Raw genomic sequence first — 25,382 nt, 5'->3', positions numbered from 1 at the left:
ACCAGTGGCCTGGCAGCCAACATGTGAAAGAATCCGGCCATGCCGCATCGCCTCGCCGTGCTCGCGCTCGAAACGTCGATCGCGTTCGACCTGGGCAGCTCGACGCACATGTTCTCGAACCTGCCGGACCGGTACGAGGTGCTGGTCTGCTCGCCGGACCGCCGCCCGATCGCGACCAGCGGCGGCTACACGATCACCCCGGACCACGGCCTCGAGGTGCTGCGCGACGCCGACACGGTCCTGGTGCCGGGCACGCGGTACCTGCCGGCGCGCCGCGACGGCGTGGTCGAGCCCGCCGTCCACGAGGCGCTGCACGGCACGCGGGCCGGGCGGATCATGTCGATCTGCACGGGCGCGTTCGTGCTCGCCGCGGCCGGTCTGCTCGACGGCAGGCCGGCGACGACGCACTGGAGCTGCACGGACGACTTCCGCCGGATGTACCCGCGGGTCCACCTGAACCCGGACGTGCTGTTCGTGGACGACGGCGACGTGCTGACGTCCGCGGGCGTCGCGGCGGGCATCGACCTGGTGCTGCACGTGATCCGCTCCGACCACGGCAGCGAAGTCGCGAACCAGGTGGCGCGCTACTGCGTCGTGCCGCCGTGGCGGCAGGGCGGCCAGTCGCAGTTCATCCAGCGCCCGGTGCCCGAGCTCGGCGACACGACGACCGCACCCGCCCGCGCGTGGGCGTTGCAGCGGCTCGACGAACCGCTGGAGCTGACCGCGCTGGCCGACCAGGCGCGGATGAGCGTCCGCACGTTCACCCGCCGGTTCCGCGAGGAGACCGGGACGAGCCCCGGCCGGTGGATCACGGAGCAGCGCGTGGAACGGGCAAGGCACCTGCTGGAGACCACGGACATGGCGGTGGACCAGGTGGCGCGCCAGCACGAGCGCGCGCTGGTTGTGCTCCTGTGCGCGCCGCGTCTCGCCGCGCGCGGTGAGCACCCGGCCGAGCACCCGGTGCGAGTCGCTCATGCCCATGTGGTCACCGCCCTGCGGCGTCACCTCGACCGCCCGCTCGGCGGTGGCGAGCGCGGCGTCGAGGTCACCGAGGTCGACCTGCGTCTCGGCGAGGTTGAACAGCGCCCGGCCGACGTACGCGGTGTCGCCGAGCTCCTCCAGCGTCGCGATCGTGGACGTCAAGCAGCGCAACGCTTCCTCCGGCCTGCCCGCCTTGCGGTGCACCGTGCCGACCGCGCCCAGCGAGAGCGCCTCGACGTAGCGCGCGTCGATCGTCCCGGCGATCTCGTAGCCGCGCTGGCAGCAGGCGAGCGCCTCCTCGTAGTCGCCGAGGTCGAGGTAGGTGCTGCCGAGGTTGACCATGCTGTTCGCCACCACAGAGGGTGCGTCCAGCTCCTCACCCAGCGCGACCGCCGCCTTGCCGTACCGCAGCGCCTCGTCCATCCTGCCGAGCTCGTACGTCAGCGCCGCCATCGTGCCCAGCGTCGCCGACTCCAGGATCCGCCAGTCGCACTCCCGCGCCAGCGCGAGCGCCTGCTCCCCGTGCCACAGCGACCGCTGGTAGTCGTTCAGCCGCGTGCACGCGCCGGTGAGCGCGAAGTGCGCGCTCGCCAGCGCCATCAGGTTGTCACCGGCCAGCTTCAGCACGGCCTCGCACGCGGCGCGCCACGGCAGGAAGTTCCCGGACGTCCAGTAGTAGCTGCGCATCCGGTCCGACAGCTGCCACGCGCGTTCGTGCAGCGAGGGGAACCGGCAGTCGGTGATCGCCGCGGTCACGTTGCCCATCTCGGCGTCCAGCCACGCCATCGCGGCCGCGGGGCCGGCGAAGTCGTCCGCGGGCAGTTCGGGCATCGGCAGCCCGATCGACTCGGGCGACTGCAGCCGGAGCGCCGCGCACGCGTTGCCGAGGTACCAGTCGTACAGCCCGGCCGGGGTGTCGCCGGTGGACAGTTCCGCCGCGTACAGCCGCAGCAGGTCGTGGAACGCGTACCGGCCGGGCGCGTGCTCGTGCACGAGGTGCGCGGACGCGAGCCTGCGCAGCCCGTCCTCCGCCGGTGCGCCGAGCAGCGCGGACGCGGCCCGCGCCGTGAAGTCCTGTCCCGGCACCAGCCCGAGCAGTCCGAAGAGCTGCTGGTCCTCTTCGGACAGTCGGCGGTAGGACAGGTCGAACGCGGCGCGAACGGCCGCGTGCGGATCACCGTCGACCGCGAGGTTCGCCAGCAGGCTGCCCTCCTGCAGCGACGCCACGTGCTCCGCGATCGGCAGGCCGGGCTGGTCGGCCAGGTTCGCCGCCGCGACCCGCAGCGCCAGCGGCAGGAACGCGCACAGCTCCGCGAGTTCCGTTGCGGCGAAAGGCTCCTCGTCCACCCGGTCCGCGCCGAGCGTCTCGCACAGCAGCACCCGCGCCTCGTCGCCGTCCAGCACGTCGAGGTCGAGCCTGCCCGCGTCGAGCCCGTCGACCCGGTCGCGGCTCGTCACCAGCGCCAGGCAGTCCGGATTGTCCGGGACGAGGTCGCGCACCTGCTCCGCGTCGCCCGCGTTGTCCAGCAGCACCAGCATCTTCCGGTTCGCCAGCAACGACTGGTAGAGCACGAGCGCCTGCTCCGGCTCGGCGGGAACCTGTTCCGCGGGCAGGCCGAACCCGCGCAGGAACCGGCCGACGACCTCGTCGACCCGCATGGGCTTGCCCGTGGTGTAGCCGCGCAGGTCCGCGTACAGCTGCCCGTCCGGGAACCGGGGACGCGCGTGGTGCGACCAGCGCACGCCGAGCGCGGTCTTGCCGACACCCGCGGTACCGGTGACGACCACGGGGCGGCCACCACTCGCGAGCTCGTCGAGCACGTCCAGCTGTCGTTTCCTGCCAACGAACCCGCGCGCGTCCATCGGCAGCTGCGCGGGCGGCCGCACCGGCGGCAGCGGCACGTCGGACGGCGGCCACAGCAGCCGCACGGCCACCGCGAGCCGCGCGGCCGTCGACGGCTCCGGTTCGCGCGTGTGGCCCTGCTCCAGCGCCTGCACGGTGCGGACGCTCACGTCCGCGAGCTCGGCGACCGTCTGCTGGGTCAGTCCGCGTCGGACCCGGTGTTCACGAAGGGCCGCACCGAACGAACCGCACTCAGCCGCCATCGCGGCACCACCTCTTATCCGGGTTGCTGGTCCAGGAATGGACGCAGCAACCCTGGCACTGCTTCGTCGGCCAGCGCCAGACCGGCAGATGTACCAACGTCCGTTACGTGGTACGCACCATCGCCTGCCGCCGTCGTCGCGATCACCGTCACGAGACCGGCCCTGCGCTGGAAGAACGACTGGTGCACCTGCCAGCCGATGATGCCGGTCCGTTGCAGCGCAACGGTCTCGCGCAGCAGCGAACCACTGCGGGTCAGCAGGTACCGCTCGTCCATCGCGTGCCCGAGCGCGCGGTACCGGTCCCAGCCCAGCAGCGCGGCGAACGGCAGCAGCGCCACCGCGATCGGCCACGCCCAGCCCGGCGCGAAGATCGCCAAGCCCACCGCGAGCAGCACGACCGGCACGATCGCGCGCACCATCCTGCGGCGCAACGCGGCGGCCGGGTGCGTCACCAGCGCGGTCAGCGTCGGCGCGTCGGCCACGCTCAGCACCTCGGCGCCGACCCGGTGCGCCTCGGCGTTCGGCGCGGGCGGCAGCAGCAGGCTGCTCTCGCCCTTCGAGCCGAGCCCGGTCGTCACCGCCGCAGCTTTCGCACCGCCGCCGAGCCGCAGCAGCAACGGTTCCTGCACCTCGACACCGCGCAGCCGCAGCTCCGAAACGGACACCGAGCGGCTGGTGAGCAGACCGCGTTGCACGCGGACCGTCTGGTCCGGCTCGCGGGTGAGGCGGTAGTTCCAGTACTGGAGCACGTACACGACGATCGACGCGAGGAACGCCAGCACCACGACGACACCGACGATCTTCGCGATGGTCAGCGCGCTGGGGGAGTCCATCACCCAGTCCGCCGCGCGGTCGACCACGTGCAGGTTCAGGTCGTCGGCGTAGTTCGCGACGAACCCGAACGCCGCGCCGACCGCGACCAGTCCGGACAGCGACAGCGGCGCGTACCGCAGCCACTTCGGGTTCAGCTCGGCCAGCACGACGCCCTGCGGCCGTTCCACGACCTCGTCGGTGCGCTCAGCGGTCGCGGTGGGCACCTCGAGCAGCACCATGCGCAGCCGTTCGGCTTCCTCGGACGTGACGGCGTCGAGCGTCAGCCCGCCGTCGCTGCCCTCCTTGGAGTGCTGCCCGGTGCCGACCCTGACCGCGGACAGGCCGAAGATCCGGTGCCCGAGCTTCGCGGTGAGGTCGACCGTCCGGATGCGCTCACGCGGCACCGCCAAGCGCTTGCGCACGAACAGACCGGTGTGCAGCTCCACCTGTTCCGCCGTGATCCGGTACTTCGTGGTGCGCCAGTGCAGGAACCCGAGCCCGACGATCACCAGGATCGCGAACCCGCCGCCGCCGATCCGCCACGGGTCGCCGTTGCCGAGCACGACGAAGATCACGATGACCGGCAGCAGCGTCAGCGTCTCGTTGAGCGGCCGCACGATCAGCATCCGCGGGTGCAGCCGGTGCCATTCGCGGACCGGCTCGACGACCTCGGGCGCCTCGGGGAACGACGGCATCACGTCGCGTCACCCGGCGTGGCCTGGGTGGTCGTGGTCAGCTCGTCGACGAGCCGGGAGGCGGTGTCCGTGTCCAGCCCCTCGATCTCGACCGGACCCGCGGCCGACGCGGTCGTCACGGTCACCGTCGCGAGTCCGAGCATCTGCTGCAACGGCCCGCGCTTGGTGTCGACGGTCTGGATGCGCGAGACCGGCGCGATCCGCCACTCCTGGTTGAACCAGCCGCTGAGCGTGTAGACGGCGTCCGGTGTGCTCTCCCAGCGGTGCACCCGGAACCGCCACTGCGGCATGACGATCGTGTGCGCGAAGGCCAGCACCACCGTCGCCAGCAGCCCCGTGACCTGCCACGACGTCGGGTCGTCCATGACGAGGACGACGATCAGCTGCGGCACGAACAGCACCGTCCACCCGATGACGGCGTGCAGCGTCCACAGCACGATCGACTTGCGACTGACCTGATGGCGTGGCGCGCGCAGTTGCAGTGTCACCCCACAACTGTGCCCCAAGCACGCCCGTCAGTGCGCGCTTGGGGCACAGAAGGTCGTTCAGGGCGTCGCGGAGTACGGAGGGGTGAAGATGTCCTTGTCCGGGTCCGCCGAGGCCGTTCCGGCCGCCAGAGCCACCGCGCCCAAAGAGAGGATCACTGCTGCGGCGATTCTGGCGATAGTGTTCACAATCATCATCGAGCTCCGTTCGATTGGTGGCGGCCGTGGATGAGGGCAGGAATGCCATGACTAGGTTCGGTGCGCGTCTGCGCGCCGCGCGCCAGCAGCGGGGTCTGTCGCAAAAGGACCTGGCGTGTCCGGGTGTGTCGATGAGCTACGTGTCGCGGCTCGAGTCCGGCGAGCGGGTGCCGTCCGCGGCCGTCGTGCGCAGGCTGGCCGAGGTGCTCGACATGGACCCCGACGAGCTCATGGTCGACGAGGACCGCACCGCGATGCAGGACGAGGCGCTCGCGTGGTGCGAGGCTCTGCTCGCCTACCACGACGGCGACCTGCTCATGGCCGTCGACCTGCTGGAGACGCTCGGCAAGCGGTCCGACGAGGAGATGTTCGGCTGGTGCGTCCGCTGGACGCGGCTGGTCATGCTCGCCAGGCAGCGCGACCACGACGGCCTGCTGCTCGCCGCGGCGAAGCTGCGCAAGTCGTGGACCCCCGGCCCGGCCGTCGACGCGCTCGTCGAGGTGATGCGGGCGCAGGCGTTGCGCAGGCTCGGCCGCAGCGCGGAGTCCGTCCGCGCGGCCACCGAGGCCGTCGAGCTCGCCCACGGTGAGGGGGAGCGCGTCCGCCGCGTGCACACCCGCGCGCTGATCGCGTTGTGCTCCGAGCTCGCCGCCGCCGGCAGGCTCGCCGACGCCGAACAGGTCGTCGACCAGCTGTCCGCGCGGCTGCCGGACCTCGGCCGCGACCGGCTCGCCATCTCCACGTGGTGGGTGCGCGCCAGGGTCGCCGACCGGCTCGGTGACCGCACCGAGGCGGCGCACTGCATCCGCGAGGCCGTCGGGCTGCTCGACGACTACGACGGGGACCCCGAGTTCCGGTGCCGGGTGCGGCTCGCGGGCGCGTCCATCGCGCTGCGCACGCCCGGCGCGAACCTGGACGACATCGTGGCGCTGCTCGACGTCGTCGAAGCGACCGTCGCGGTGATCAGCAAGCCTGCCGAGATCGTCGCGCACGCCCAGGCGTTGCGCGGGGAGCTGGCGCTGCGGTACGGCGAGGTGGACCGCGCGTGCGAACTGGCCTCCCAGGCGCTCGAGACCGAGGCGCTGGACGAGGAGCAGCAGCTGCGCTGCAGCCTCCTGCTCGTGCGTGCCGCGGACGAGGTGGACGACTCGGAGCGCGCCGCCGCGGCGCGGTTGGCTCTCGCCGCGCTGCTCGACCGGATCAACCCCGAGGGGGTCGATCCGCTGTTGTGGCGGGATGTCGCGCGCATCGCTCTGCGCAAGCACTGACCGCGGGCTCCGTCGCCCCAGCATGGTGCCGCCCTCGCGTCCTGTTCACTGGTCACCTTGTTAACGGAGCATGACACAGACCAGTTACCAGTCTCATCACCCACTTGTAACGCATTGGCATGGGCAAAACCCCCAAACCAAGGCGATCACTCGTCGGCGGCAAGCCGCTGAACGGGCGAATGGTCGGATGATCGGCTTTCCGTCGAGTCAAGTAGTTGACTGGACTTGACTAGCTCTCGACAAGGTTGACCCACCACACGACCGCTCCGGCACGTCCCTTGACGCCCAGCGTCGTGTAGATCCGCTGGAGGTGGTTCTGCACCGTTTTCGGCGACAGTTCCAGCTTCTCCGCGATCGTGGACGTGCTGGCCCCCGCGGCGACGAGCCGCAGCACCTCGATGCCGCGCCTGGTCAACCCGGCCCTGAGCGCGCGGGCGATCCGGGTGTTCGTCTGCTCCGCGGTGCCCGTGTCAGTGAGTTCAACACTGTGAACACGCACCACCGTGTCCTCGCGCTTCGGCTCGAAACGGTGGTGCGCCAACTGTTCCACGAGCCGCGCCGACAGGTCGTGCTCGCGCATCCTGAGCAGATCGCGGCCTTCCTGCAGCTCCCACAACCGGTACTGCTCCAGCTGCAACCGCGCGTGCCGCAACGCCAGGTCCAGTTGGCCCGCCTGCTCGTGCGCCTCGCTCAACGCCGCGTGCGCGTGCACCGCGACCTCGCGCGCCAGGCAGCTCATCGCGAGCTCCGCCGCCTGGTTCAGCTGGGCGATCTGCTCGGTGGTCCGGTTGCGCGCACCGCTGATCCGCGCGCGGGCCATCAACAGCTCCGCGTGCGCCACCGGACGGTCGCGTCCGGACAGCAACTGGTCCGCCCGGTGGCAGGACCGGTGCGCCCGCTCGACCTCGCCCAGGTCGAGCCGCACGTGCGTCAGCAACAGGTTCATCATCGCGAGCCGCACCGGATCACCGAGCTGCTTCCACCGGTCGCGAACCTGCGCGCACAACGCCTCCGCGCGCCGCAGCTTCCGCACGCACGGCTCGCCGTCGAGGCTGCACCGGTTCTCGGTCGTCCGGATCATGCAGTGCTCGTGGTACTGCGTGCGCATCACCTTCGCCTGCTCGAACAGGATCGAGCCGATCAGCTCCGGATCTCCGGTCAGCTCGGCCAGCCCGAGCGCGCGGGCGAACGAGTTGAAGCTCCGTTCCCGCGAATCGAGACGCAGTTCCACCACCGCACGGGCAAAACTGCACCGCGCCTGAAGTCCGATGTGCCGGTTGGCCGACGCGATCTGCTGCACGCGGTCGATCGTGTCCAGCGCACTCGGCCACAACCCCCGCTTGCCGAGCGCGACCGACTGCGCCAGCACGACTTCCGCGACGCCTTCCATGTCGTCCAGCCAGGCGAACGCGGCCACCGCCTTCTCGGCGAACTCCAGCGCGTCGCCCGGTCGGCCTTCATCCAGCGCGATGCGCGCCTCGCGCAGGTTCTGCACCGCGTTGGCCCTGGGGTCGTTCGCCCGGCCGGGAACGCTCATGATCGTGCAGAGTAGCGAGTCAGGGGTGCAGTTGGCGTTTCAGAACTTTCCCAGTCGCGTTGCGCGGCAAGGCGTCGAGGAACACCACGTCCCTCGGCACCGAGAACCTGGCCAGTTTCTCCCGCACGTGTTCACGTACGTGATCGGCGGTCAGGTCCTTCTGGGCTACCACGTACGCCGCCAGCCGCTGCCCGAACTCCTCGTCGGCCACCCCGACGACCGCCACCTCGCGGACACCGGGCATCGCGGCGAGCACGTCCTCGACCTCGCGCGGGTACACGTTCTCACCGCCGGACACGATCATCTCGTCGTCTCGTCCGGCGACGAACAAGAGGCCGTCTTTCCAGTAGCCGACGTCCCCTGTGGACATGAGGCCCTGGCGGACCTCCTTGCCGGTGCCGTTCGTGTAGCCGTCGAACAGCATCTCGTTGCCGACGAAGATCCGGCCGGTCTCACCTGCAGCCACCTCGCGGCCCTGTTCGTCCACAATGGCCAGTGTGGTGCCTTCCGGCGGTTTTCCCGCTGTGCCAGGGTATTTCTTGAGCTCGTCGGGCGTCGCGATGCTCGCCCACGACACCTCGGTCGAGCCGTACATGTTGTAGAGGACCGGGCCGAACTCCTCGAGCGTCCTGGTCGCTGTTGGTGGCGGGAGCGCCGAGCCGCTGGAGGCGATGATGCGCAGTCTCGGTCTGCGCGGTGTGTCCAGCATGCGTTGCAGCATCACGGGGACGACGAACATCGCGGTGCAGTTCTTCTGGTCGACGTCCTTGAGCGTCTGCTCCGGTTCGAACTTCCTGCGCAGCACCAGGGTCGCGCCGAGGACCAGGCCGATCTGGAACGCCGCCAGGCCCCACGTGTGGAACAGCGGTGCCGGGATCGCGATGACCTCACCGTGCCGCAACGGGATCCGCGACAGCAACGCCGCCGCCGGGCCCAGGCTCGCGGGTTCCGGCCTCCGCGCGCCCTTGGGTGCTCCGGTGGTGCCCGAGGTGAGGACGATCAGGCGTCCGCGCGGAGGCCTTCGCGGCAGGTTCGCGTCGGAGCCGCTCTTGATCAGGTCGTCGAGCTCGTCGGTCCAGGTGGTGGGTTCTTCGGGGATGAGGTGCGCGAACTCGCGGTCGGCGATCGTGTGCGTGACCTTCTGGTCTTTCAGCACCTGGCTCGTCTGGGCGCGGCTGAGGCCGGTGTTGAGGAGGACCGTGCTCGCGCCGATCTTCACGCACGCGGTCAGCGTCTCGATGAAGCCGCGGTGGTTGCGGCACAGCACGGCGACCCGGTCGGCCGGCTGCACCGGCAGCGCGTTGGCGAGGCGGGTGGTCCGCTTGTGGACCTGCGCGTAGGTGAGCTGACCGTCGTCGTCGATGATCGCCGGCCGGTCGGGGTGGCGGGCGGCGCCGGTCGCGTAGCCCCAGGCCAGTGTGATGTCCCAGTGCACGTAGCCGCTGACCGCGCCGCTCAGGCCCCTCGGGCCCAGTGGCCGGATCACTCCGGCCCGGACCAGCGTCAACAGCGCGCGGACGTGGGTCAGCATGACCCGATACTCGCACTACCTACTTGCGAGTAGGAAGAGTTCGAACCTGTTCGCACGATGTGGTGCCGGTCACATCTGTGGTTGCTGGCGACAGTCGGGATCGTCTCCGATTGCTCGCAATACCTACCGATGTGTACCGACCGTCGCCGATAGCTAGCGATTGCCACCGATATATCGCTACATATCTACATATGTCGCAACCGGTCGCTACCAGTCGTAGTAAGTCGTAGCAAGTCGAAATCGGTCGCAACCAACGCGATCCGGCCACCCCGCGTGGCGATCAGATCTCGGGTGTCGTCGACGCCGTCACAACGGCGTCGCGCAGGGCGGCCCGCAACCGACCGACCTCGAGCGGTGTCAGAACCGCGGCCTCGCCCGGCGGGACGGTGATCACGACGTGTCCCTGACTCACGAACACGGTCATGTCCCGTCGGCGCGATGCGATGTCGCGGCAACTGACCTGCCACTCCTTGCTGACTGCCACAGCCCCCGACCTCCAAGTGTCTCGGCACGTGTGCTCGGACCAATCCGGGCGCTCGCGGGGTTGAGACGCACGCGGGTTGGCGCCATGACGGCGTTCTCCGGCGGGCAACCGTGCCGAGCTACGGATAGCGTCGCATGTGACATCCAGGCGAGTCACCTGGGAGGGTGAAAAATGGTGGAACCGCAACGCATCGTGATCGTCGGATCTGGTCTCGCCGGTGCTTCGGCAGCAGGTGCGCTGCGGGAGCGCGGGTACGCGGGCAAGATCGTCATGTTCGGCCACGAGGTTCACCGACCGTACGAACTTCCCGCCCTGTCAAAGGATGTCCTGCTCGGCGACAAGGACGAGCCCGCCTGGGTCCACGACCCCGGCTTCTACCGGGACAACGAGATCGACTTCCGGCCCGGTACACCCATCACCGACCTGCGTCCAGGTGATCGCACCGTTGTTGACTCGGATGGCGCAGTGCATTCGTACGATCGGCTGTTGCTCGCGACGGGTTCGCGTCCACGGGTGCTCCCCGGCGCGCGCGGCCACGTGCTGCGGACGTGGGACGACTCGCTGGCGCTGCGCGCCGAGCTCACCGAAGGCAAGCAGGTCGTGATCGTCGGCGCCGGCTGGATCGGGTGCGAGGTGGCCGCGGCCGCGCGCAAGCACGGTGCCGTGGTGACCGTCGTCGACCCGGTCGCCCTTCCGCTGCAACGGGTTCTCGGCGACGAGGTGGGCGCGGTCTTCCGCGACCTGCACGCCGACCACGGCGTGCACTGGCGGCTGGGTGTCGGCGTCGAGGGCTTCAGCGACCGCGGCGTCGTGTTGCGCGGCGACGAAGAGCTGCTGGCGGACGTGTTGGTGCTCGGCGTGGGCGCGACGCCGCGCCTCGAGCTGGCCGAGGCCGCCGGACTGGCCATCGCCGACGGCGGTGTCGCGGTCGACGCGACACTCCGGACATCCGACCCCGACGTGTTCGCGGCCGGCGACATCGCGGCGCACGACCACCCGCGCTACGGGCACCGCGTGCGCGTCGAGCACTGGGCCAACGCGAAGGATCAGGGCACGTACGTCGCAGGCCCGCTGCTCGGCCTCGACGAGCCGTACCAGCAGAGCCCGTACTTCTTCTCCGACCAGTACGACCTCGGCATGGAGTACCGGGGTCTCGCTGATCCCGAGCGCGACGAGCTCGTCGTCCGCGGGGACCTCTCCAAGCGCGAGTTCATCGCGTTCTGGCTGCGCGACGGGCGGCTGCAGGCGGCGATGAACGTCAACTCGTGGGACGACGGCACCGCGCTCAAGGCGTTGGTCGACTCGCACGCCGCGGTCACGCCGGAGCAGCTCCGCACCGCGGACTTGGCGGCACTCGTCTGAGTCCGGGCACGCATCCCCCCGCGCGCTTCCTCTTTTTGCGCAACGAAGAAACCGGGATCCGGGTTCCCGGCCTGCACGCCTGACGCCGACCAGTTCACCCGAACGAATTACCTAGCGCCCAGCAAAAGCGCAGGTCAGAGGCAGGAGCCCGGAACGGGATCGCCGTTGAGGAGCCGCGACAGAAGCTCTCGGAGCTGACCGAACTCGGCCTCGGAGAGGTCGCTCCGGAACCCGGCCTCCACCTCGGCGAGCGCCAAAGCGATCTTCGCGGTCAGCGCGCGCCCCTGATCGGTGATCACCGGCGTGCGCACCCGCCGGTCACGCGGATCCGGCTGCCGGACGACGAGCCCGTCGCGCTCCAGCTTGTCCAGCTCGCTGGTCAGCGTCGTCTTGTCGAGCCCGAGCGCGGCCCCGAGCGCGAGCTGCGTGCGCTGGAACTCGTCGCTGCTCAACGCCTGCAGCACGAGCTGCCCGCGCATGGACACCCCGTGCTTCAAGGCCTCGTCCTGGAACGCCGACCCGAGCTTCTGGGCAGCCCGGTGCAGGAGCCAGTTCAGGTCGAACTTCTCCACGCAAGCGGCGACCTTCGCGCACGTCGCAGGCGGTTCCATGGCCACATCCTACCTCCGATCCGAGACGTTCCGAACAAAGAACTTCTTGACTCAGAACATCTCGCCTCGTACGTTCAAGGTATGAGCAACTTGCTGCACATCGACTCGAGCATCCGCACCGAGGGGTCCGTGTCCCGCGAGGTCACGAAGGCGTTCGTGGACGCGTGGAAGGAAGCGAACCCCGGCGGCGCGCACGTCTACCGCGACCTCGCGAAGGACCCCGTCCCGCACGTGGGCGGCGAGCCGCAGGACGACCTCGTCGCCGAGGTCAGGGCGGCGGACGTGATCGTCATCGGTGCGCCCATGTACAACTTCTCGATCCCGTCGACCCTCAAGGCCTGGATCGACCAGATCGCGATCAGGGACTTCTTCGTCCGCGAGGACGGCACGGCCGAGCTGCACGGCAAGCGCGTCGTGGTGGTCACCGCCCGCGGCGGTTCGTACAAGCCGGGCACGCCGCGCGAGGGCTTCGACTTCCAGGAACCGTTCCTGCGCGCGGTCTTCAACCTCATCGGGCTCGACCGGAACCTCGAGTTCGTGCACGCAGAGCTGACGCTGGCCGACGTCAACCCGCAGCTCGCCCAGTTCCGCGAGCTGGCCGTCGAGTCGCTGGCCGACGCGCACCGCGTGGTCAAGGAGCTCGCCGCCGCTTGATGTCCCTTGTGGACTTTTGACGCATTGCTCCACCAGATCCTTGTCTGATTGCGTTCGACCCTGTTGACTTGTGCACGTCCTGTCCGACCTACCGCCGCCTGCTGTAGGAGACGACGACGATGGGGTCTCGCAAGCGAACAGCGCTGCTGGCGGCGGTCTGCGCTGCTGCGGCGGCAGGGGGAGCGGTCAGCACGACCGCCGCGCACGCCGCTCAGTCCGGCGAATGGCGGGTGACCGCGCCCCAGGGCGAAGTAGGAACACAAGCGGCCGCACCCGAAGCGGTCGTCCGGCTGGACAAGAACAAGCTGACGCTGAGCGTCAAGCGCGGCGGCACCACGGTCCTCGAACCGTCGGCGCTCGGCATCAGGACCGCGGACGCTGATCTCACGTCCGACCTGCGCTTCGTCGGCCTCGACAACCGGCTCGTGCACGACGAGTACACGACGACGACCGGCCGTCGGCTGAAGCACGCCTACGTCGGCAGCGAGACCACGTTCCACCTGCAGCGCAAGGCATCGCGGCTGGACGTGGTGGTCCGCGTCTCCGACGACGGGGTCGCGTACCGCTACGTCCTGCCCGACCAGCGCTGGGCCACCGTGCTCGAGGAGGCGTCGGAGTTCGACGTGCCCGACGGCGCGTCGAACTTCCTCCTCCCGTACGACAACGGCCGCAGCGACTACGAGTCCGCGCACGTCCGCACGCCCGAGAAGGGCGTCGAGTACGGCTACCCGTCGTTGTTCCAGGTCAAAGACACCTGGCTGCTGCTCGCCGAGTCCGACCTCGACGGCCGCTACGGCGGCTCGCGCATCACCTACGACGGCGCCAAGTACAAGCTGACGCTCCCGGACCCGGCCGAGACGGCGCAGGGCCCGCTGAGCACGCCGTGGCGCACCATGATCGTCGGCGACCTCGCCACCGTGACCGAGAGCGACCTGATCACCGACCTCGCGTCCCCGTCGAAGATCGCGGACACCTCGTGGATCAAGCCCGGCCGCGCCGTCTGGTCCTGGTGGGGCGACGGCACCGGCAACCTCGACCTGCAGAAGAAGTACGCGGACTACGCGGCGAAGCAGGGCTACCAGTACAACCTCGTCGACTCGGGCTGGGCCGCCGACTGGATCCCGCCGCTCGTCCAGCACTCGAAGGCCAAGGGCGTCGACACCTGGATCTGGGTGCGCTGGCAGACCATCGACACCGACAGCGAACGCGAGCGCCTCTTCGCCCAGTACAAGTCGTGGGGCGTCGTCGGCCTGAAGATCGACTTCGTCGAGTCCGACGGGCAGGACCGGATGCGCTGGTACGACTCGGTCCTCGCGGCCGCGGCCAAGTACCAGCTGATGCTGAACTTCCACGGCGCGCCGATCCCGCGCGGCACCGAGCGCACCTGGCCCAACCTCATGTCGGTCGAGGCCGTGAAGGGCGCCGAGGGCACGAAGCCGCGTCCCGGCCGCGAGCCGTTCCCGATCGAGCACTACCTGACGCTGCCGTTCACCCGGAACCTCACCGGCCCCATGGACTTCACGCCCGTGACGTTCACCGGCGTCCGCCCGAACAGCGACGCGGCCGAGCTCGCGCTCGGCGTCCTCTACGAGTCGGGCGTCCAGCACTTCGCGGACAAGGTGGACAGCTACACCGCGTACCCGGTCGCCGAGCAGTTCCTGCGCGGCGTGCCGACGGCGTGGGATGAGACGAGACTGGTGGCGGGTGACCCCGGCAAGCTCGCGGTCATCGCCAGGCGCAGCGGAACCACCTGGTTCCTCGGCGCGAACGTCGCGGGGGAGGCTCGCGACCTGTCGGTGCCCAGCGGCTTCCTCGGCACCGGCGAGTGGCTGGTGGAGCTGTACCACGACAGCCCCACCGGCAAGGTAACGTTCGACACCAAACGGATCAGGGCCGGGGACGCCCTGGCCGTCCCGGTCGCTCGCAACGGCGGGTACGCGGCGCGCCTGTGCCAGGTGCCGCCGACCGTCGCGAGCTGCGGCTGATCACTCCATCTGATCGGCTGCAGGCCACGCGGGGGCCTCGCGCGCAGTGAAGCGGCGCGCCTGGCCCCCGCGTGCTCTCTCCAGCCGATCACGGACGAAGGCGGCCACCAGAGCTCCGCCGCAGTACGAGCAGTACAACCCGTTCACCCGATCGAGAGCCCGTGATGGCGCTGGCACACTGTGGCCCGTGTCCGAGCCGATGACCGCGCTGCTGCTGCAGGCCGCCGAGCTCACCGCTGCCGGCAAGCCGAGGAAGGCCATCGACCTCCTCCGCCACGCGCTGGTGACGCACCCGCGGCACGCCGAGGTCTGGTGCAGGCTCGCCGCCGCCCACCTCGAAGCGGGCGAGGCGCAGGAGGCGCTGGACGCGGCGAGGCGCGCGTACGAGCTGGACGACCGCTCGACGTGGCCGCCGAGGCTCGTCGCGCTCGCGCTGAGCGACCTCGACCGGCACGACGAAGCCGTGGCGGCCGCGCGGGAGTCGGTGCACCGCAAGCCGTCGGACTGGCGCTGCCAGGTCGTCCTCGCCGAGGTCCTGTCCGTCGCCCCGGACGGGGGCGCGGAAGCCGTCGAGGTGGCGCAGCACGCGACGCGACTCGTGCCGGGCGAACCCCGCGCGTTCCAGGTGCTCGGCGACGCGGCGATGCGCCTCAGGGACTGGGGACTGGCCGAGCACGCCTACCGCACGACGCTCAAGCTCGACCCGTCCGACGCCGACGCGCAGGCCAACCTCGCGACCGTCCAGCGCAAGCGGGGCGGCCCCGAGGCGCCCAAGCCGCTCAACAGGAGCCGGGTGCGCACGGCGCTGTCCCGGCTGTCCGTCATGCAGGTCGCGGGCGTGCTGTTGTTGCTGCTCGCGGGCATGCCGCGGCCCACCGGCTACCTCGCGTGGCTCTCCGGCGCGCTGGTCGTCGCGTGTCTCGTCGTCTCAGCAGGGCTCCGGCCCTTCAGGTCGCTCGTCCAGGTGCCGAAGTTGACGGCAATGGTGTCCCTCTTGGGCGTTTCGGTGCTTTTGGTGGCGGGATGGACGGTCGGGTTGGCGCTGGGCGCCACCACGATGCAGCCGCTTGTGATTTCCTGGTTGTGCGCCGTGGTCGCAGGAGCACTGGTGTTCGCAGGAGGAGGCAGGCGGTGAAGAAGGGACTGGCGCGTCGCTACGCGCTCGTACTCGTCCTCGCGCTCCTCTCCGGTTTCCTGCTGACCCTCCCGTTCGACCAGGACGCGGCCGGTGACGCACCGGCCGTCACGGTCGCCAAGAACGTCGCGCAGCAGCCCGGCGCCGCGCCGAGGCCGCACAACGACACCGCCGCGTTCGTGCCGCACGGCCAGCTGCCCGCCGACGCGCCACCGGTCGCGGGCATGCCCCGCTCGCTGCGGTTCGTCGTGTCCGCGGCGAAGCGCATGCACCGCACGCCGGACGAGCTGCACACGCCGCGCCGTCACGGCGACCGCGCCCCGCCCCGCCCTTCCGGAAGTTGAGCCACCCACTCACCTCTTCTGGAAGGTCCTCTCACCCATGTCGCGCACCCATGCGCGGCGAGGTCTGCTCGTGCGGGGCTTGTTGTCCCTCGCCGTCCTCGTCGCGTCCGCTTTCCTGCTGCTCACCACCGATCCACGCCTCGGACTCGACCTGCGGGGCGGAACCCAGATCGTCCTCGAGGCCAAGGGTGACGCCGAAGCCACCGACCGCGCGCTCGAAGTGCTGCGCCGCCGCGTCGACGAGCTCGGCGTCGCCGAACCCGTGCTCGCCCGGTCCGGCGAGAACCGCATCCTCGTCGAACTGCCCGGCGTCCAGGACCCGGCCGAGGCCGTCAAGGTCCTCGGCCGCACCGCCCAGCTGACCGTGCAACGCCTCGGTCAGACCGTCATGACCGGCGAGGGGATCACCGACGCCAAGGCGCTCAGCAACCCGCAGGGCGCGGGCTGGATCGTCAACGTCGACTTCACCAGCGAGGCGGGCAAGACCTGGCAGAAGGTCACCGCCGAGGCCGCGTGCATCCCGTCCGGCAACCCGGCGCGGCAGATCGCGTTCGTGCTCGACGGCAAGCCCGTCTCCTCACCCGAGGTGGGCCGCGAGACGCCGTGCAACGTCGGCCAGGCCGGCGGCAGCACCTCGATCACCGGCCAGTTCAGCAAGGCGGAGGCCAACGAGCTGGCGCTGGTCATCCGCTCCGGCTCGCTGCCCGTGCCGGTCGAGGTCGTCGAACAGCGCACCGTCGGCGCGACGCTCGGCGCCGAGGCCGTCGACGCCAGCGCCAAGGCCGCGATCATCGGCGTCGCGCTCACCGGCGTCTTCCTGATCGTCGCCTACCGCCTCGCCGGGTTGCTGGCCGTGCTCGCGCTCGTCGGCTACGCGGGTGTCGCGTACTCGGCGCTGCTCGCGGTCGGCGCGACGCTGACCCTGCCAGGACTCGCCGGTTTCGTGCTCGCGATCGGCATGGCCGTCGACGCCAACGTGCTCGTCTTCGAACGCGCCCGCGAGGAGTACCAGAAACGCCGGAACCTGCGCCGCGCGGCGGAAGGCGGGTTCAAGGGCGCCTTGAGCGCCGTCGCCGACTCGAACGTGACGACACTGCTCGCCGCCGGGTTGTTGTTCTTCCTCGCGACCGGCCCGGTCAAGGGTTTCGGCGTGACGCTGACGATCGGCGTGCTCGCGTCGATGTTCAGCGCACTGGTGCTGAGCCGCGTGCTCGTGCTGTGGGCCATGGGACTCGTCGAGCGCTGGCCCAGGATCAGCGGCCTGCACACGCTCGGCTGGGTCCGCGGCAAGCTGCGGGGCGTCACGATCTACCGCAGGCCCGCGCGCTGGTTGCTGGCCGCGGCGGCACTGATCCTGGTGTGCCTGTCCGGCCTGTTCCTGCGCGGGCTCGACCTCGGCGTCGAGTTCACCGGCGGCCGCATGCTCGACTACGCGGCCACCGGCCCCGTCGACGCGGGGAAGGTGCGCACCGCGCTGGCCGACGCCGGCTTCGGCGACGCGGTCGTGTCGATCTCCGGTGGCAACGAGGTGTCCGTGCGCACCGGCCCCATCGACGACGCGGCGTCCTCGCGCATCGGCGCGGCGGTCAGCTCGGCGGTCGGCGGCGCGCAGCAGACCAGCAACGAGCTGATCGGCCCCAGCCTCGGCTCCGAGCTGCGCCGCAACGCCGTCATCGCGCTGGCGATCGCCGTCGCCGCGCAGCTCGGCTACCTGGCCGTGCGGTTCGACTGGCGGCTCGGCGTGGCGACGGTCGTCGCGCTCCTCACCGACGTCGCCGTGCTGATCGGCGTGTTCGCGTGGCTCGGCAAGACCGCGGACGGCGTCTTCCTCGCCGCGCTGCTGACCGTGATCGGGTACTCGGTCAACGACTCGGTCGTCGTGTTCGACCGGCTGCGCGAACTGCGCGGGGCGCGGTTGAAGGACCCGTACCCGTCCGTGGTGAGCAACGCCGTGCTGCAGACCGTCCCGCGCACCGTGAACACCGGCATCGGCGTGCTGTTCGTCCTGCTCGCGCTGCTCGTGCTCGGCGACGGCTCGCTCGCGGACTTCGCGACCGCGCTGCTGGTCGGACTGGTCGCGGGCACCGCGTCCACGGTGGTCACCGCCGCGCCGGTCGCGATCGCGCTGGAGAAGCGGTGGCCGACGAGGTCGCGGAACCGCCGCCGAGCTCCCCGTTCACGCGACGGCGCGGTGGTGTAGCCGTCAGGAGCCGGACTCGGTCACCGCGATCGAGTCCGGCGCCCTGCGCACCTCCGGCACCGCGGCGGACTCCACGCCGACGATCTGCTTCATGGCCCACTCGGCGGACATCATCGCGCCCTCCTGCCACCCCGGCAGCGGGCACACGTGGTCACCGATCACGTGGAACCGGCCGTCCGGGGCGAGCAGCCGCCCGTACGCCTTCCGGTCGGCGGGCTCGTCGAACCAGTTCGCCCAGCCGCCCAGCTGGTGGGGGACCTTCTGCCAGGCGATCGACATGCCGAGCGCGGTGGGCACGACCCGCTCGTCGGCGAACTCCGGGTGCAGCCGCGCACCCGCCGCGCGCGCCACCCTGAGGCGCTCGGGGTGGCTCAGCTCGCCGAACTTCTTCGCGCTGCCGAGCGTGTTGTAGGCGCCGGTCAGCGTGCCCTTCCTCGTGAAGTAGTCGTAGGACGGGTACCAGATCTGCGTGGTCATGTCGTCGACCCAGCTGATGCCGCCGTAGATCTGGTAGGCGTCGGACTCCCAGAACCGCTCGTTCGCCTGCCAGCCGACCTTGCACGCGGGGATCATGGTGCAGAACTTGATCGCCTCGTCGAAGTCCGGCGAGAAGTTCGTCCTGGTGATCTTCTGCAGCACCGGCATCGAGATGCTGCTCAGGCAGTAGTCGGCGCGCATCGTGAACCCGGCACCGGTCACCTCGACGCCGTCGGCGAGCAGCCGGATCCCGGTGACTGGCGCGTTGTAGCGCACCTTGGCGCCGACCTTGCGCAGGAAGCCTTCGATGATCTTGTCCATGCCGCCGACCGGCTGGAACAGCGCGGGCTGCCACGTGTGGTGCAGCGGGATGTAGAAGTTGTGGTGCCAGAACTGCGAGTACAGCAGTTCCCGCAACGGCAGCGGCGGTGGCGCCTCGTACAGCTGGTCCACGTTCAGCGGCTTCGTGGTGCCCGACCGGGTCGAGCCGCGATAGGTGCCGTCCGGCCGCAGATCGCCGAACGTCTTCAGCAGGTCCGTCAGCGCCGACCGTTCGCTCGCCGTCAGGTCCTCGTCCAGCGCGCCGCGCCTGACCGCCCTCGTGAGCAGTTCCGCGAGGTGTCCTCGGGTGTCGTTGGCGACCCTGCGGTTGACCTGCGCCTTGCCCATGAATCCCTGAGGGCTCTGCACCAGGTTCGCGGTCGTCTCCATTGTGTACGGTTCGAGCGCGACACCCAGTTCCGCGCAGTAGCGCAGCACCCTGCGGTGGTGGTGCGGGATCCGTCCGGCGCCGAGGTTGAGGTACAGCCCCTCGTCGAACTGGCAGACCTGCGTGGTCGTGCTGCCGTCGGCGTGCTGCTCGGTGACCTTCGTGCCCCTGCGCGCGGTGAACACGCGCCCGCCCGCACGTCCCTGCGCCTCGAGGACCTGCACCTGGAACCCGGCGCGCTGCAGCTCGTACGCGGCGGTGAGCCCGGCGGGCCCCGCACCGAGGATCAGCACCGACGTGCCCGCACCGGAACCCCGCGGCAGCACCGACTCCCCGGCCTGCCTCCCGACCTGCGCCGCGGCCGCCTCGAACGGCACGGTCCCGGCCATCATCTGCGCGAGGACGGACGCTCCGGTCGCAGCGAGGAAACGTCGTCGGGTGGTGTCGCTTCGCATGCGGGCCAGTGTGTCGGCGCCACCCCTTGCAATCGCCTACACCTGGGTGCCGGCCGTTGCCCCTCGCCGAGTTTCGCGGTTCCCGGGACGGGGCGACCGTCCGATGAGTAACCTCCCCGCGTTCACCGACAATTCTGGGGGTTAGTCATGGTTCGCTTGGGTGGCCTGCTCGTCGTTCTCGGCTTCCTGTCCGCGATCTTGTTCCAGTTCACCGAGTACCGGCTGACGCTGCTCAGCTGGGCCGACGACTACCAGCCGGTCCTCGGCATCGGCATCGGTGTGGTCGGCGTGCTGCTGCTGGTGGCGAAGAAGCTGACTAGCAAGCAGAAGCCCGCGGTAGCAGAGTAGGCGCATGACCGGATTCGCTTCGTACCAGAACGAGATCTACCTGCAGGGGCTCGGCGGCCAGGTGCCGCCGTTCACCACCGACGTGACCGGGCTCGAGGAGTCCGCGCGGGAACGGCTGGGGCCCGGTCCGTTCTGGTACGTGGCGGGCGGTGCCGGCTCCGGGGCGACCGTCCGGGCGAACCGCGAGGCGTTCGACCGGGTGCGGATCGTGCCCCGGATGCTGCGCGACGCCTCCGAACGCCACCTCGGCGTCACCGTTCTCGGCACCGAGCTCCCCGCGCCCGTGCTCCTCGCACCCGTTGGCGTGCAGTCGATCCTGCATCCGGACGGCGAGCTCGCCTCGGCGCGCGCCGCCGCCGAGCTGGGCGTGCCGATCGTCCTGTCGACCGCGTCGTCCTACTCGATCGAGGAGGTTGCCGAGGCCAGCGGCGACGGCCCGCGCTGGTTCCAGCTGTACTGGCCGAACGACCCGGACGTGTGCGCCAGCATCCTCGACCGCGCGCGCAAGGCAGGGTTCACCACGCTCGTGGTCACTTTGGACACCTGGACGCTCGCGTGGCGTCCGCGCGATCTCGACCAGTCGTACCTGCCGTTCCTGCGCGCCGTCGGCACCGCGATCCCGTTCAGCGACCCGGCTTTCCGCGCCGGACTGGAGAAAGCGCCCGACGAGGACCTGCCGATGGCGATCCTGCGCTGGGTGCAGCTGTTCACCGGCAAGGACAAGAGCTGGGACATGCTCCCGTTCCTGCGCGAGCACTGGGACGGACCCGTTGTGCTGAAAGGGATCCAGCACATCGACGACGCGCGCAAGGCCGTCGAGTCCGGTGTGGACGGCATCGTCGTGTCCAACCACGGCGGCCGCCAGGTCGACGGCGCGGTCGGGTCGCTCGACGTGCTGCCGGAGATCGTCGCGGCGGTCGGCGAGCAGGTCGACGTCCTGTTCGACTCCGGCATCCGCACGGGCGCGGACATCGTGAAGGCGCTCGCGCTGGGCGCCAAGGCGGTTCTCGTCGGACGTCCGTTCGCCTACGGGCTGGCGCACGGAGGTCAGGTCGGCGTGCGGCACGTGCTGCGCAGCCTGCTGGCGGACTTCGACCTCACGATGGGGCTCTCGGGGCACCGGAGCCCGGCCGAACTGGGGCCGGACGCCCTGCGTTAGCGGCGGATGGTCGCGTCGGGAGGCAGGCCGAACGCCAGCTTCGCCTCCGACGCGGCCTGGTCGCTCAGCTCGCCCGCGTTCTCCAGCTGACGGTGCAGTTCCCTCGCTCCGGCGAGGGAGAAGTTGTTGTCGATCCAGTTCTCGCGGCCTGCGCCGTCCGCCCCCGTCTCGACCTCGATGACCTGGTGCGCCGGCTCGGTGACGATGACTCGCTTCGGCGCCGACTGACCACCGACGAGGCGCAGCGCCGTGCCGTCGCTCGCGAACGCGTCGCACACCGCGTGCAGCCCGACCTCCAGTTGCCCGTCCGCCCGGCGGATCTCGATCAGCTGCTCCGCGCAGAACCAGCGCCCCCGCTGGTCTGACGACCCGATGTCCCAGGGGCCTTCGCGCTCGAGTTCCGCGTCGATCACCGGGAGCACGGCCGCCGCAAGTCCGGGGTCGATCTCCGGTGGACTCCCGACGAACTGCCACCAGCCGAACACCCCCGCGCAGGCGAGCACACCGGCCCCCACCGCGAGTGCGATCACGCGCTTGGCAGACGTCTTGGCCACTGCTTCCCCTCGGTGCCGAGTGATCGCGTCAGTGACGGATCGGAGTGTCCGCGGGCAGCCCGAATGCGAGCCTCGCCTCCGACGCGGCCTGGTCGGCCAGGCCTGAGCCGGTGGCGATCCGCCGGTGCACCTCGGCGGCGCCCGCGCGGGAGAAGTTCTCGTCGATCCACTCCGCGTTGCCCGCGCCGTCCGGCGGCGTCTCGACGTGCACCACCCGGTGCGGCGCCTCGGTCATCGTGACGAGCTTGGCCCCGGACTCGCCGCCGACGGTGCGCAGGCCCCCGCCGTCGGTGATGTAGGCGTCGCACAGCGTGTGCACACCGACCTTGAGCTCGCCGTTCTGCCTGCGGATCTCGACCACCCGCTCGGCGCAGAACCACCGCGCGCCCGCGATGCGCCAGGGACCTTCCCGCTGCAGTTCGGCGTCCACCACCGGCGTCACGGCCCCGGCCAGCGCCGAGTCGACGGGCGGCGGACGTTCCTCCAGCACCGCGGCGACGCCGAGCAGCCCGACGACGAGCACGGCGCCGATCGCGATCGTGCCTTTGGTCATGCGGGCAGCTCGGCTGTGAGCCTCGCGAGCGTCGTGAAGTCGCCGGGCATGACGTTGAGCCAGCCGGACGTCTTCTGCGTGATGTAGCGGCCGCTGATGGTGTCGAAGAACGTCAGCGGGTTCTCGCACCGCTGCTTGCGCCCGCGCGAGTCGCGCCACGCCGCGTACAGCTGGCCGCCGCCGGTGCGCTGCTCGGACATGATCTTGCGCAGCTGCTGCACCTGCTGGTCGTGCGGCGTGCTCGTCGGCCGGGACTGCTGCATGAACGAGCCGGTGTCCTCGTAGCGCTGCGGCTTCGCCTCGAGCGCGTCACCGGGCAGGCTGATCGGCCCGCCCTTGCCCGGCGGCGTCGGGGGCAGTGCCGCGATGAGCGCCTGCGCCGCGTCCTCCGGCCGGATGGGCTCGAGCACGAACGTGTTGTCCGGCGTGAGCACCACCCGGACCGCCTCGTCACCGTTGCGGACGGTGAGCGCGGTGCAGGTCTGACTGTCCTCGTGGCTGAAGAACGCGTAGTACTCCGTCGTCGCCTCGGCGATGAGCCGCAGCGTGCTGGCGAGGTCCGGGTGGATCTGCCCGCCACGGGCGAGCCCCAGCTGCTCCAGCGCGCCCCAGCTGTTGCGCGCCAACGCGTTCAGACCACTCAGATCGCCCTCGGCGAGTTGGTCCTCGTCGAAGTCGATCTGAGCGATCAGCGCGCGGTGCAGCTGCGGCAGCCCAGCGGCCTGCCACGCGGTGTACAGCGCGACGACAGGGACGGCGACCCTGCTACGCAGCACTTTTCCCCCAGGTTCCGTTATCCGCCGATGACCGGCGGCGCCACCATGGTGCCGTCGCCGAAGATGTCCTCGGTCTCCTGCAAGTAGGACGCGGACTTGTGATCCTTGTCCTCGTCACCCTGACCACGCCCGGCACCGGCACCCATGCCGCCCATACCGGCCGCACCCGCGGCGCCGGCCCGTCCTGCGCCCGCACCACCAGCACCCGAGCCACCAGGCCCGAAGCCACCCTGCCCTTGTCCCTGACCCATGACACCCGACGACCCACCGGGCCCCATGCCCGCGGCGGCCGCACCACCGAGACGCCCGGCGCCCGGAGCACCCGGCCCACCGAGACCACCGGCTCCAGGCCCGCGGCCACCACCGCCGCCGCCGGGCCCACCACCGGGTCCGCCGCCAGGGCCACCACCGCGTCCACCGGGCCCACCGGGACCAGGCGGCACCTTCCCGCGGTTGCGCGGGTCGTTCGGGTCACCCGGCCGTCCGGGCACGCCGGGCGGCGGAATGGGCGGCGGAAGCGGCCGGTCGCGGTCGTTGGGGGGCGGGTACGGCGGAGGCACGGGCGGGTTGGGCTTGTCCTTGCCGCCGGGGTCGGTCCAGTCCGACTTGCCGGTGTCGTCGCCACCGCCAGTGGTGCCGGGCGGCTTCCACTGCGACGTGCCCGTGGTGTCGCCACCGGTCTTGTCCTTGCCGTTGCTGTCGCCACCACCGGGGTCGCCGGGGTACTCGGGCGGCGGGGGCTCGATGATCGGCGGAATGGGCGGCTCCGGCTTCTCGATCTTCGCGAGCGACCCGTTGGGCGACTCGAACGTCGGCATGCCGGTGGAGACGCTGTTGGCGCTCGACGCATAGGTGTTGAGCACCTGCATGTTCGCGTCGTTGACCTGCTGGCTCTTCTCGACCGCGTCGTCGTAGTCCGTGTTCCACGGAACTGCGCTGTTGTACCAAGGCTTGTCCGGTACGTCGACCGGCTTCTGCACGGAGTTCTTGGCCTGCCGGAACGCACTGCCCAGCTGGTACGTCTGGTCGGACGCCTGCCTCGCGTTGTTGCCGGTCGCATCGGCCCACGTGGCCAATGGGGACGTATTGCTGCGGGCGGCGTCACCCGCAGCGCCTTCCCAGGCCGCGCCGGAGTTCCTGACCGCGTCGTTGATGATCTGCGAGACGTTGCTGTGGCCACTGGCCAAGCTGGCGAACGTCTGATCGGTCACGTCGGTCGTCTGCTCGGGGCCCTTGCCGTCGTGGAACCAGCCGTAGATCTTGTCTGCACCGAACCCCATGGTCATGAGGCCGAAGCCGGCCACATCCATGTCGATAGCAGGATCTTGAGGTGATGTCATGGTTACCTCACTTCAGCCCATCGATCGCGACAGTGGAGATCCGCTCGGACTCCACGCACGGCGTCGTGTAACTGGGCGACTCCTTGCCGCGAACGGTGATCTGCACCACGAGCGTGGAATCCTTGCCCAACGCGATCGCGGTTCCGCAGTGTCCGTTCTTCCCTTCGGTGCCGTCGAAGTTGGCAGACGGATAGCCCGAAATCTCGGTGGGCTTGAAGTAATTGTAGTTACTCTTGCCCTTGTAGTAGTCGCTGAGAGTGCTCTTGCTGATGGTGAGCGTGAAGGCCACGCCGCCGGTCGACGCCTTCGGTTCCCAGCTGCACTGGGGCTGGCCTTGGCGGTCAGCGGGGCGGCCTTCGCGCAGATCCCCGATCTTGGAGAGCTGCTCAGCCGGTACGAGGGTGCACGGCGCGCTCTTGAACTTGTCGAGACTGATCTCAGGGCCGGTCACAGGGGGTGCTTCGTCGCCGCCTGGTGCAGACGTAGGCGTGTTGCTCTGGGTGTTGCCACCGGTTTCCGGCGCCCCAGTGGCGTTACCCGGTTCCTTCGAGTTGCACCCGGCAAGGAGCCCTGCTGCAGCGGTCGCGGCCAGTACGGACAACGCGAGACGATTCACGAGTTC

The 25,382-nt window shown here is 70.3% G+C and carries 22 protein-coding genes and 2 pseudogenes; 10 read left to right on the top strand and 14 right to left on the bottom strand.

Going from position 1 to position 25,382, the window contains the following annotated elements; genetic code table 11:
• Window positions 1–39 precede the first annotated feature (39 nt).
• A pseudogene (locus tag FKR81_RS44915) lies at window positions 40–822 on the top strand (GlxA family transcriptional regulator); the annotation flags it as partial.
• A gap of 183 nt (window positions 823–1,005) precedes the next feature.
• On the opposite strand, the pseudogene FKR81_RS09105 reads toward FKR81_RS44915, so the two are convergent.
• From FKR81_RS09105 to FKR81_RS45610, 4 genes and pseudogenes are all read right to left on the bottom strand, one after another.
• Window positions 1,006–3,087: pseudogene (locus FKR81_RS09105) on the bottom strand (ATP-binding protein); the annotation flags it as partial.
• A gap of 14 nt (window positions 3,088–3,101) precedes the next feature.
• A complete protein-coding gene (locus tag FKR81_RS09100; RefSeq protein ID WP_146350779.1) occupies window positions 3,102–4,595 on the bottom strand; it encodes a PH domain-containing protein in 1,494 nt (497 codons plus the stop codon).
• Complete coding sequence (locus tag FKR81_RS09095; protein WP_146350778.1) at window positions 4,595–5,077, bottom strand: PH domain-containing protein; 483 nt, start codon at window positions 5,075–5,077, stop codon at window positions 4,595–4,597. The genes FKR81_RS09100 and FKR81_RS09095 overlap by 1 nt, the downstream gene beginning before the upstream one ends.
• 63 nt (window positions 5,078–5,140) lie before the next feature.
• On the bottom strand, window positions 5,141–5,275 hold the full coding sequence (locus FKR81_RS45610; RefSeq protein ID WP_268891547.1) for a hypothetical protein: 135 nt from the start codon (window positions 5,273–5,275) through the stop codon (window positions 5,141–5,143).
• Window positions 5,276–5,325: 50 nt separating this feature from the next.
• On the opposite strand from FKR81_RS45610, the gene FKR81_RS09090 reads away from it, so the two are divergent.
• Window positions 5,326–6,546 carry a helix-turn-helix domain-containing protein gene (locus FKR81_RS09090; protein WP_146350532.1) on the top strand — a complete coding sequence of 407 codons (1,221 nt, stop codon included), beginning with the start codon at window positions 5,326–5,328 and terminating at the stop codon, window positions 6,544–6,546.
• Between the two features lie 229 nt (window positions 6,547–6,775).
• On the opposite strand, the gene FKR81_RS44910 is transcribed toward FKR81_RS09090, so the two are convergent.
• The 3 genes from FKR81_RS44910 to FKR81_RS09075 all read right to left on the bottom strand — a co-directional run bounded on the left by FKR81_RS44910 (window position 6,776) and on the right by FKR81_RS09075 (window position 10,098).
• Window positions 6,776–8,083: a helix-turn-helix transcriptional regulator gene (locus FKR81_RS44910; protein WP_235921407.1), complete on the bottom strand. Its 1,308-nt coding sequence runs from the start codon at window positions 8,081–8,083 to the stop codon at window positions 6,776–6,778.
• A 19-nt stretch (window positions 8,084–8,102) separates the two neighbouring features.
• Entirely contained in the window at window positions 8,103–9,614 is a 1,512-nt protein-coding gene (locus tag FKR81_RS09080) for an AMP-binding protein (RefSeq protein WP_146350531.1), read from the bottom strand.
• 280 nt (window positions 9,615–9,894) lie between these two features.
• Window positions 9,895–10,098 (bottom strand): hypothetical protein, encoded by a 204-nt coding sequence (locus FKR81_RS09075; protein WP_146350530.1) that lies wholly within the window; start codon window positions 10,096–10,098, stop codon window positions 9,895–9,897.
• A 171-nt stretch (window positions 10,099–10,269) separates the two neighbouring features.
• Between FKR81_RS09075 and FKR81_RS09070 the strand changes: the two genes are divergently transcribed.
• Complete coding sequence (locus tag FKR81_RS09070; protein WP_146350529.1) at window positions 10,270–11,460, top strand: NAD(P)/FAD-dependent oxidoreductase; 1,191 nt, start codon at window positions 10,270–10,272, stop codon at window positions 11,458–11,460.
• 134 nt (window positions 11,461–11,594) lie between these two features.
• Here FKR81_RS09070 and FKR81_RS09065 read toward each other — a convergent pair whose 3' ends face one another.
• Window positions 11,595–12,071, bottom strand: coding sequence for a MarR family winged helix-turn-helix transcriptional regulator (locus tag FKR81_RS09065; protein WP_146350528.1), 477 nt, complete (start codon window positions 12,069–12,071; stop codon window positions 11,595–11,597).
• An 81-nt stretch (window positions 12,072–12,152) separates the two neighbouring features.
• Here FKR81_RS09065 and FKR81_RS09060 point away from each other — a divergent pair, with 81 nt between their 5' ends.
• The 5 genes from FKR81_RS09060 (at window position 12,153) to secD (ending at window position 18,389) form a co-directional block, all read left to right on the top strand.
• Window positions 12,153–12,725, top strand: coding sequence for an FMN-dependent NADH-azoreductase (locus tag FKR81_RS09060; RefSeq protein ID WP_146350527.1), 573 nt, complete (start codon window positions 12,153–12,155; stop codon window positions 12,723–12,725).
• 119 nt (window positions 12,726–12,844) lie between these two features.
• Entirely contained in the window at window positions 12,845–14,710 is a 1,866-nt protein-coding gene (locus tag FKR81_RS09055; RefSeq protein WP_146350526.1) for a glycoside hydrolase family 97 protein, read from the top strand.
• A gap of 187 nt (window positions 14,711–14,897) precedes the next feature.
• A complete protein-coding gene (locus FKR81_RS09050; protein WP_146350525.1) occupies window positions 14,898–15,845 on the top strand; it encodes a tetratricopeptide repeat protein in 948 nt (315 codons plus the stop codon).
• Window positions 15,842–16,189, top strand: coding sequence for a hypothetical protein (locus FKR81_RS09045; RefSeq protein WP_146350524.1), 348 nt, complete (start codon window positions 15,842–15,844; stop codon window positions 16,187–16,189). Before FKR81_RS09050 ends, FKR81_RS09045 begins: the two co-directional genes overlap by 4 nt.
• A gap of 37 nt (window positions 16,190–16,226) precedes the next feature.
• Window positions 16,227–18,389: a protein translocase subunit SecD gene (secD, locus tag FKR81_RS09040; protein ID WP_146350523.1), complete on the top strand. Its 2,163-nt coding sequence runs from the start codon at window positions 16,227–16,229 to the stop codon at window positions 18,387–18,389.
• Between the two features lie 3 nt (window positions 18,390–18,392).
• Here the strand turns inward: secD and FKR81_RS09035 are convergent, their stop codons facing one another.
• The gene (locus FKR81_RS09035; RefSeq protein ID WP_146350522.1) at window positions 18,393–20,030 is read right to left on the bottom strand and encodes a flavin monoamine oxidase family protein; all 1,638 of its coding nucleotides are present in this window, start codon (window positions 20,028–20,030) and stop codon (window positions 18,393–18,395) included.
• 147 nt (window positions 20,031–20,177) lie between these two features.
• On the opposite strand from FKR81_RS09035, the gene FKR81_RS09030 reads away from it, so the two are divergent.
• Both FKR81_RS09030 and FKR81_RS09025 read left to right on the top strand, forming a co-directional pair.
• Window positions 20,178–20,378 (top strand): hypothetical protein, encoded by a 201-nt coding sequence (locus tag FKR81_RS09030; protein ID WP_146350521.1) that lies wholly within the window; start codon window positions 20,178–20,180, stop codon window positions 20,376–20,378.
• A 4-nt stretch (window positions 20,379–20,382) separates the two neighbouring features.
• A complete protein-coding gene (locus FKR81_RS09025) occupies window positions 20,383–21,537 on the top strand; it encodes a lactate 2-monooxygenase (RefSeq protein WP_146350520.1) in 1,155 nt (384 codons plus the stop codon).
• On the opposite strand, the gene FKR81_RS09020 is transcribed toward FKR81_RS09025, so the two are convergent.
• The 5 genes from FKR81_RS09020 to FKR81_RS09000 all read right to left on the bottom strand — a co-directional run bounded on the left by FKR81_RS09020 (window position 21,534) and on the right by FKR81_RS09000 (window position 25,376).
• Entirely contained in the window at window positions 21,534–22,091 is a 558-nt protein-coding gene (locus tag FKR81_RS09020) for a hypothetical protein (RefSeq protein ID WP_146350519.1), read from the bottom strand. The two genes, FKR81_RS09025 and FKR81_RS09020, sit on opposite strands and share 4 nt — an antisense overlap.
• A gap of 28 nt (window positions 22,092–22,119) precedes the next feature.
• The gene (locus FKR81_RS09015) at window positions 22,120–22,644 is read right to left on the bottom strand and encodes a hypothetical protein (protein ID WP_146350518.1); all 525 of its coding nucleotides are present in this window, start codon (window positions 22,642–22,644) and stop codon (window positions 22,120–22,122) included.
• Entirely contained in the window at window positions 22,641–23,420 is a 780-nt protein-coding gene (locus FKR81_RS09010) for an ESX secretion-associated protein EspG (protein ID WP_186762866.1), read from the bottom strand. The genes FKR81_RS09015 and FKR81_RS09010 overlap by 4 nt, the downstream gene beginning before the upstream one ends.
• Before the next feature lie 17 nt (window positions 23,421–23,437).
• Window positions 23,438–24,700, bottom strand: coding sequence for a PPE domain-containing protein (locus FKR81_RS09005; protein WP_186762865.1), 1,263 nt, complete (start codon window positions 24,698–24,700; stop codon window positions 23,438–23,440).
• A 67-nt stretch (window positions 24,701–24,767) separates the two neighbouring features.
• On the bottom strand, window positions 24,768–25,376 hold the full coding sequence (locus FKR81_RS09000) for a DUF3558 domain-containing protein (RefSeq protein WP_146350515.1): 609 nt from the start codon (window positions 25,374–25,376) through the stop codon (window positions 24,768–24,770).
• Window positions 25,377–25,382 lie beyond the last annotated feature (6 nt).

The organism is Lentzea tibetensis, assembly GCF_007845675.1.
In the GTDB taxonomy this organism is placed as follows: domain Bacteria; phylum Actinomycetota; class Actinomycetes; order Mycobacteriales; family Pseudonocardiaceae; genus Lentzea; species Lentzea tibetensis.
Note: the sequence above shows the minus strand (reverse complement) of the source record. Positions and strands in the feature narration are given on the sequence as shown.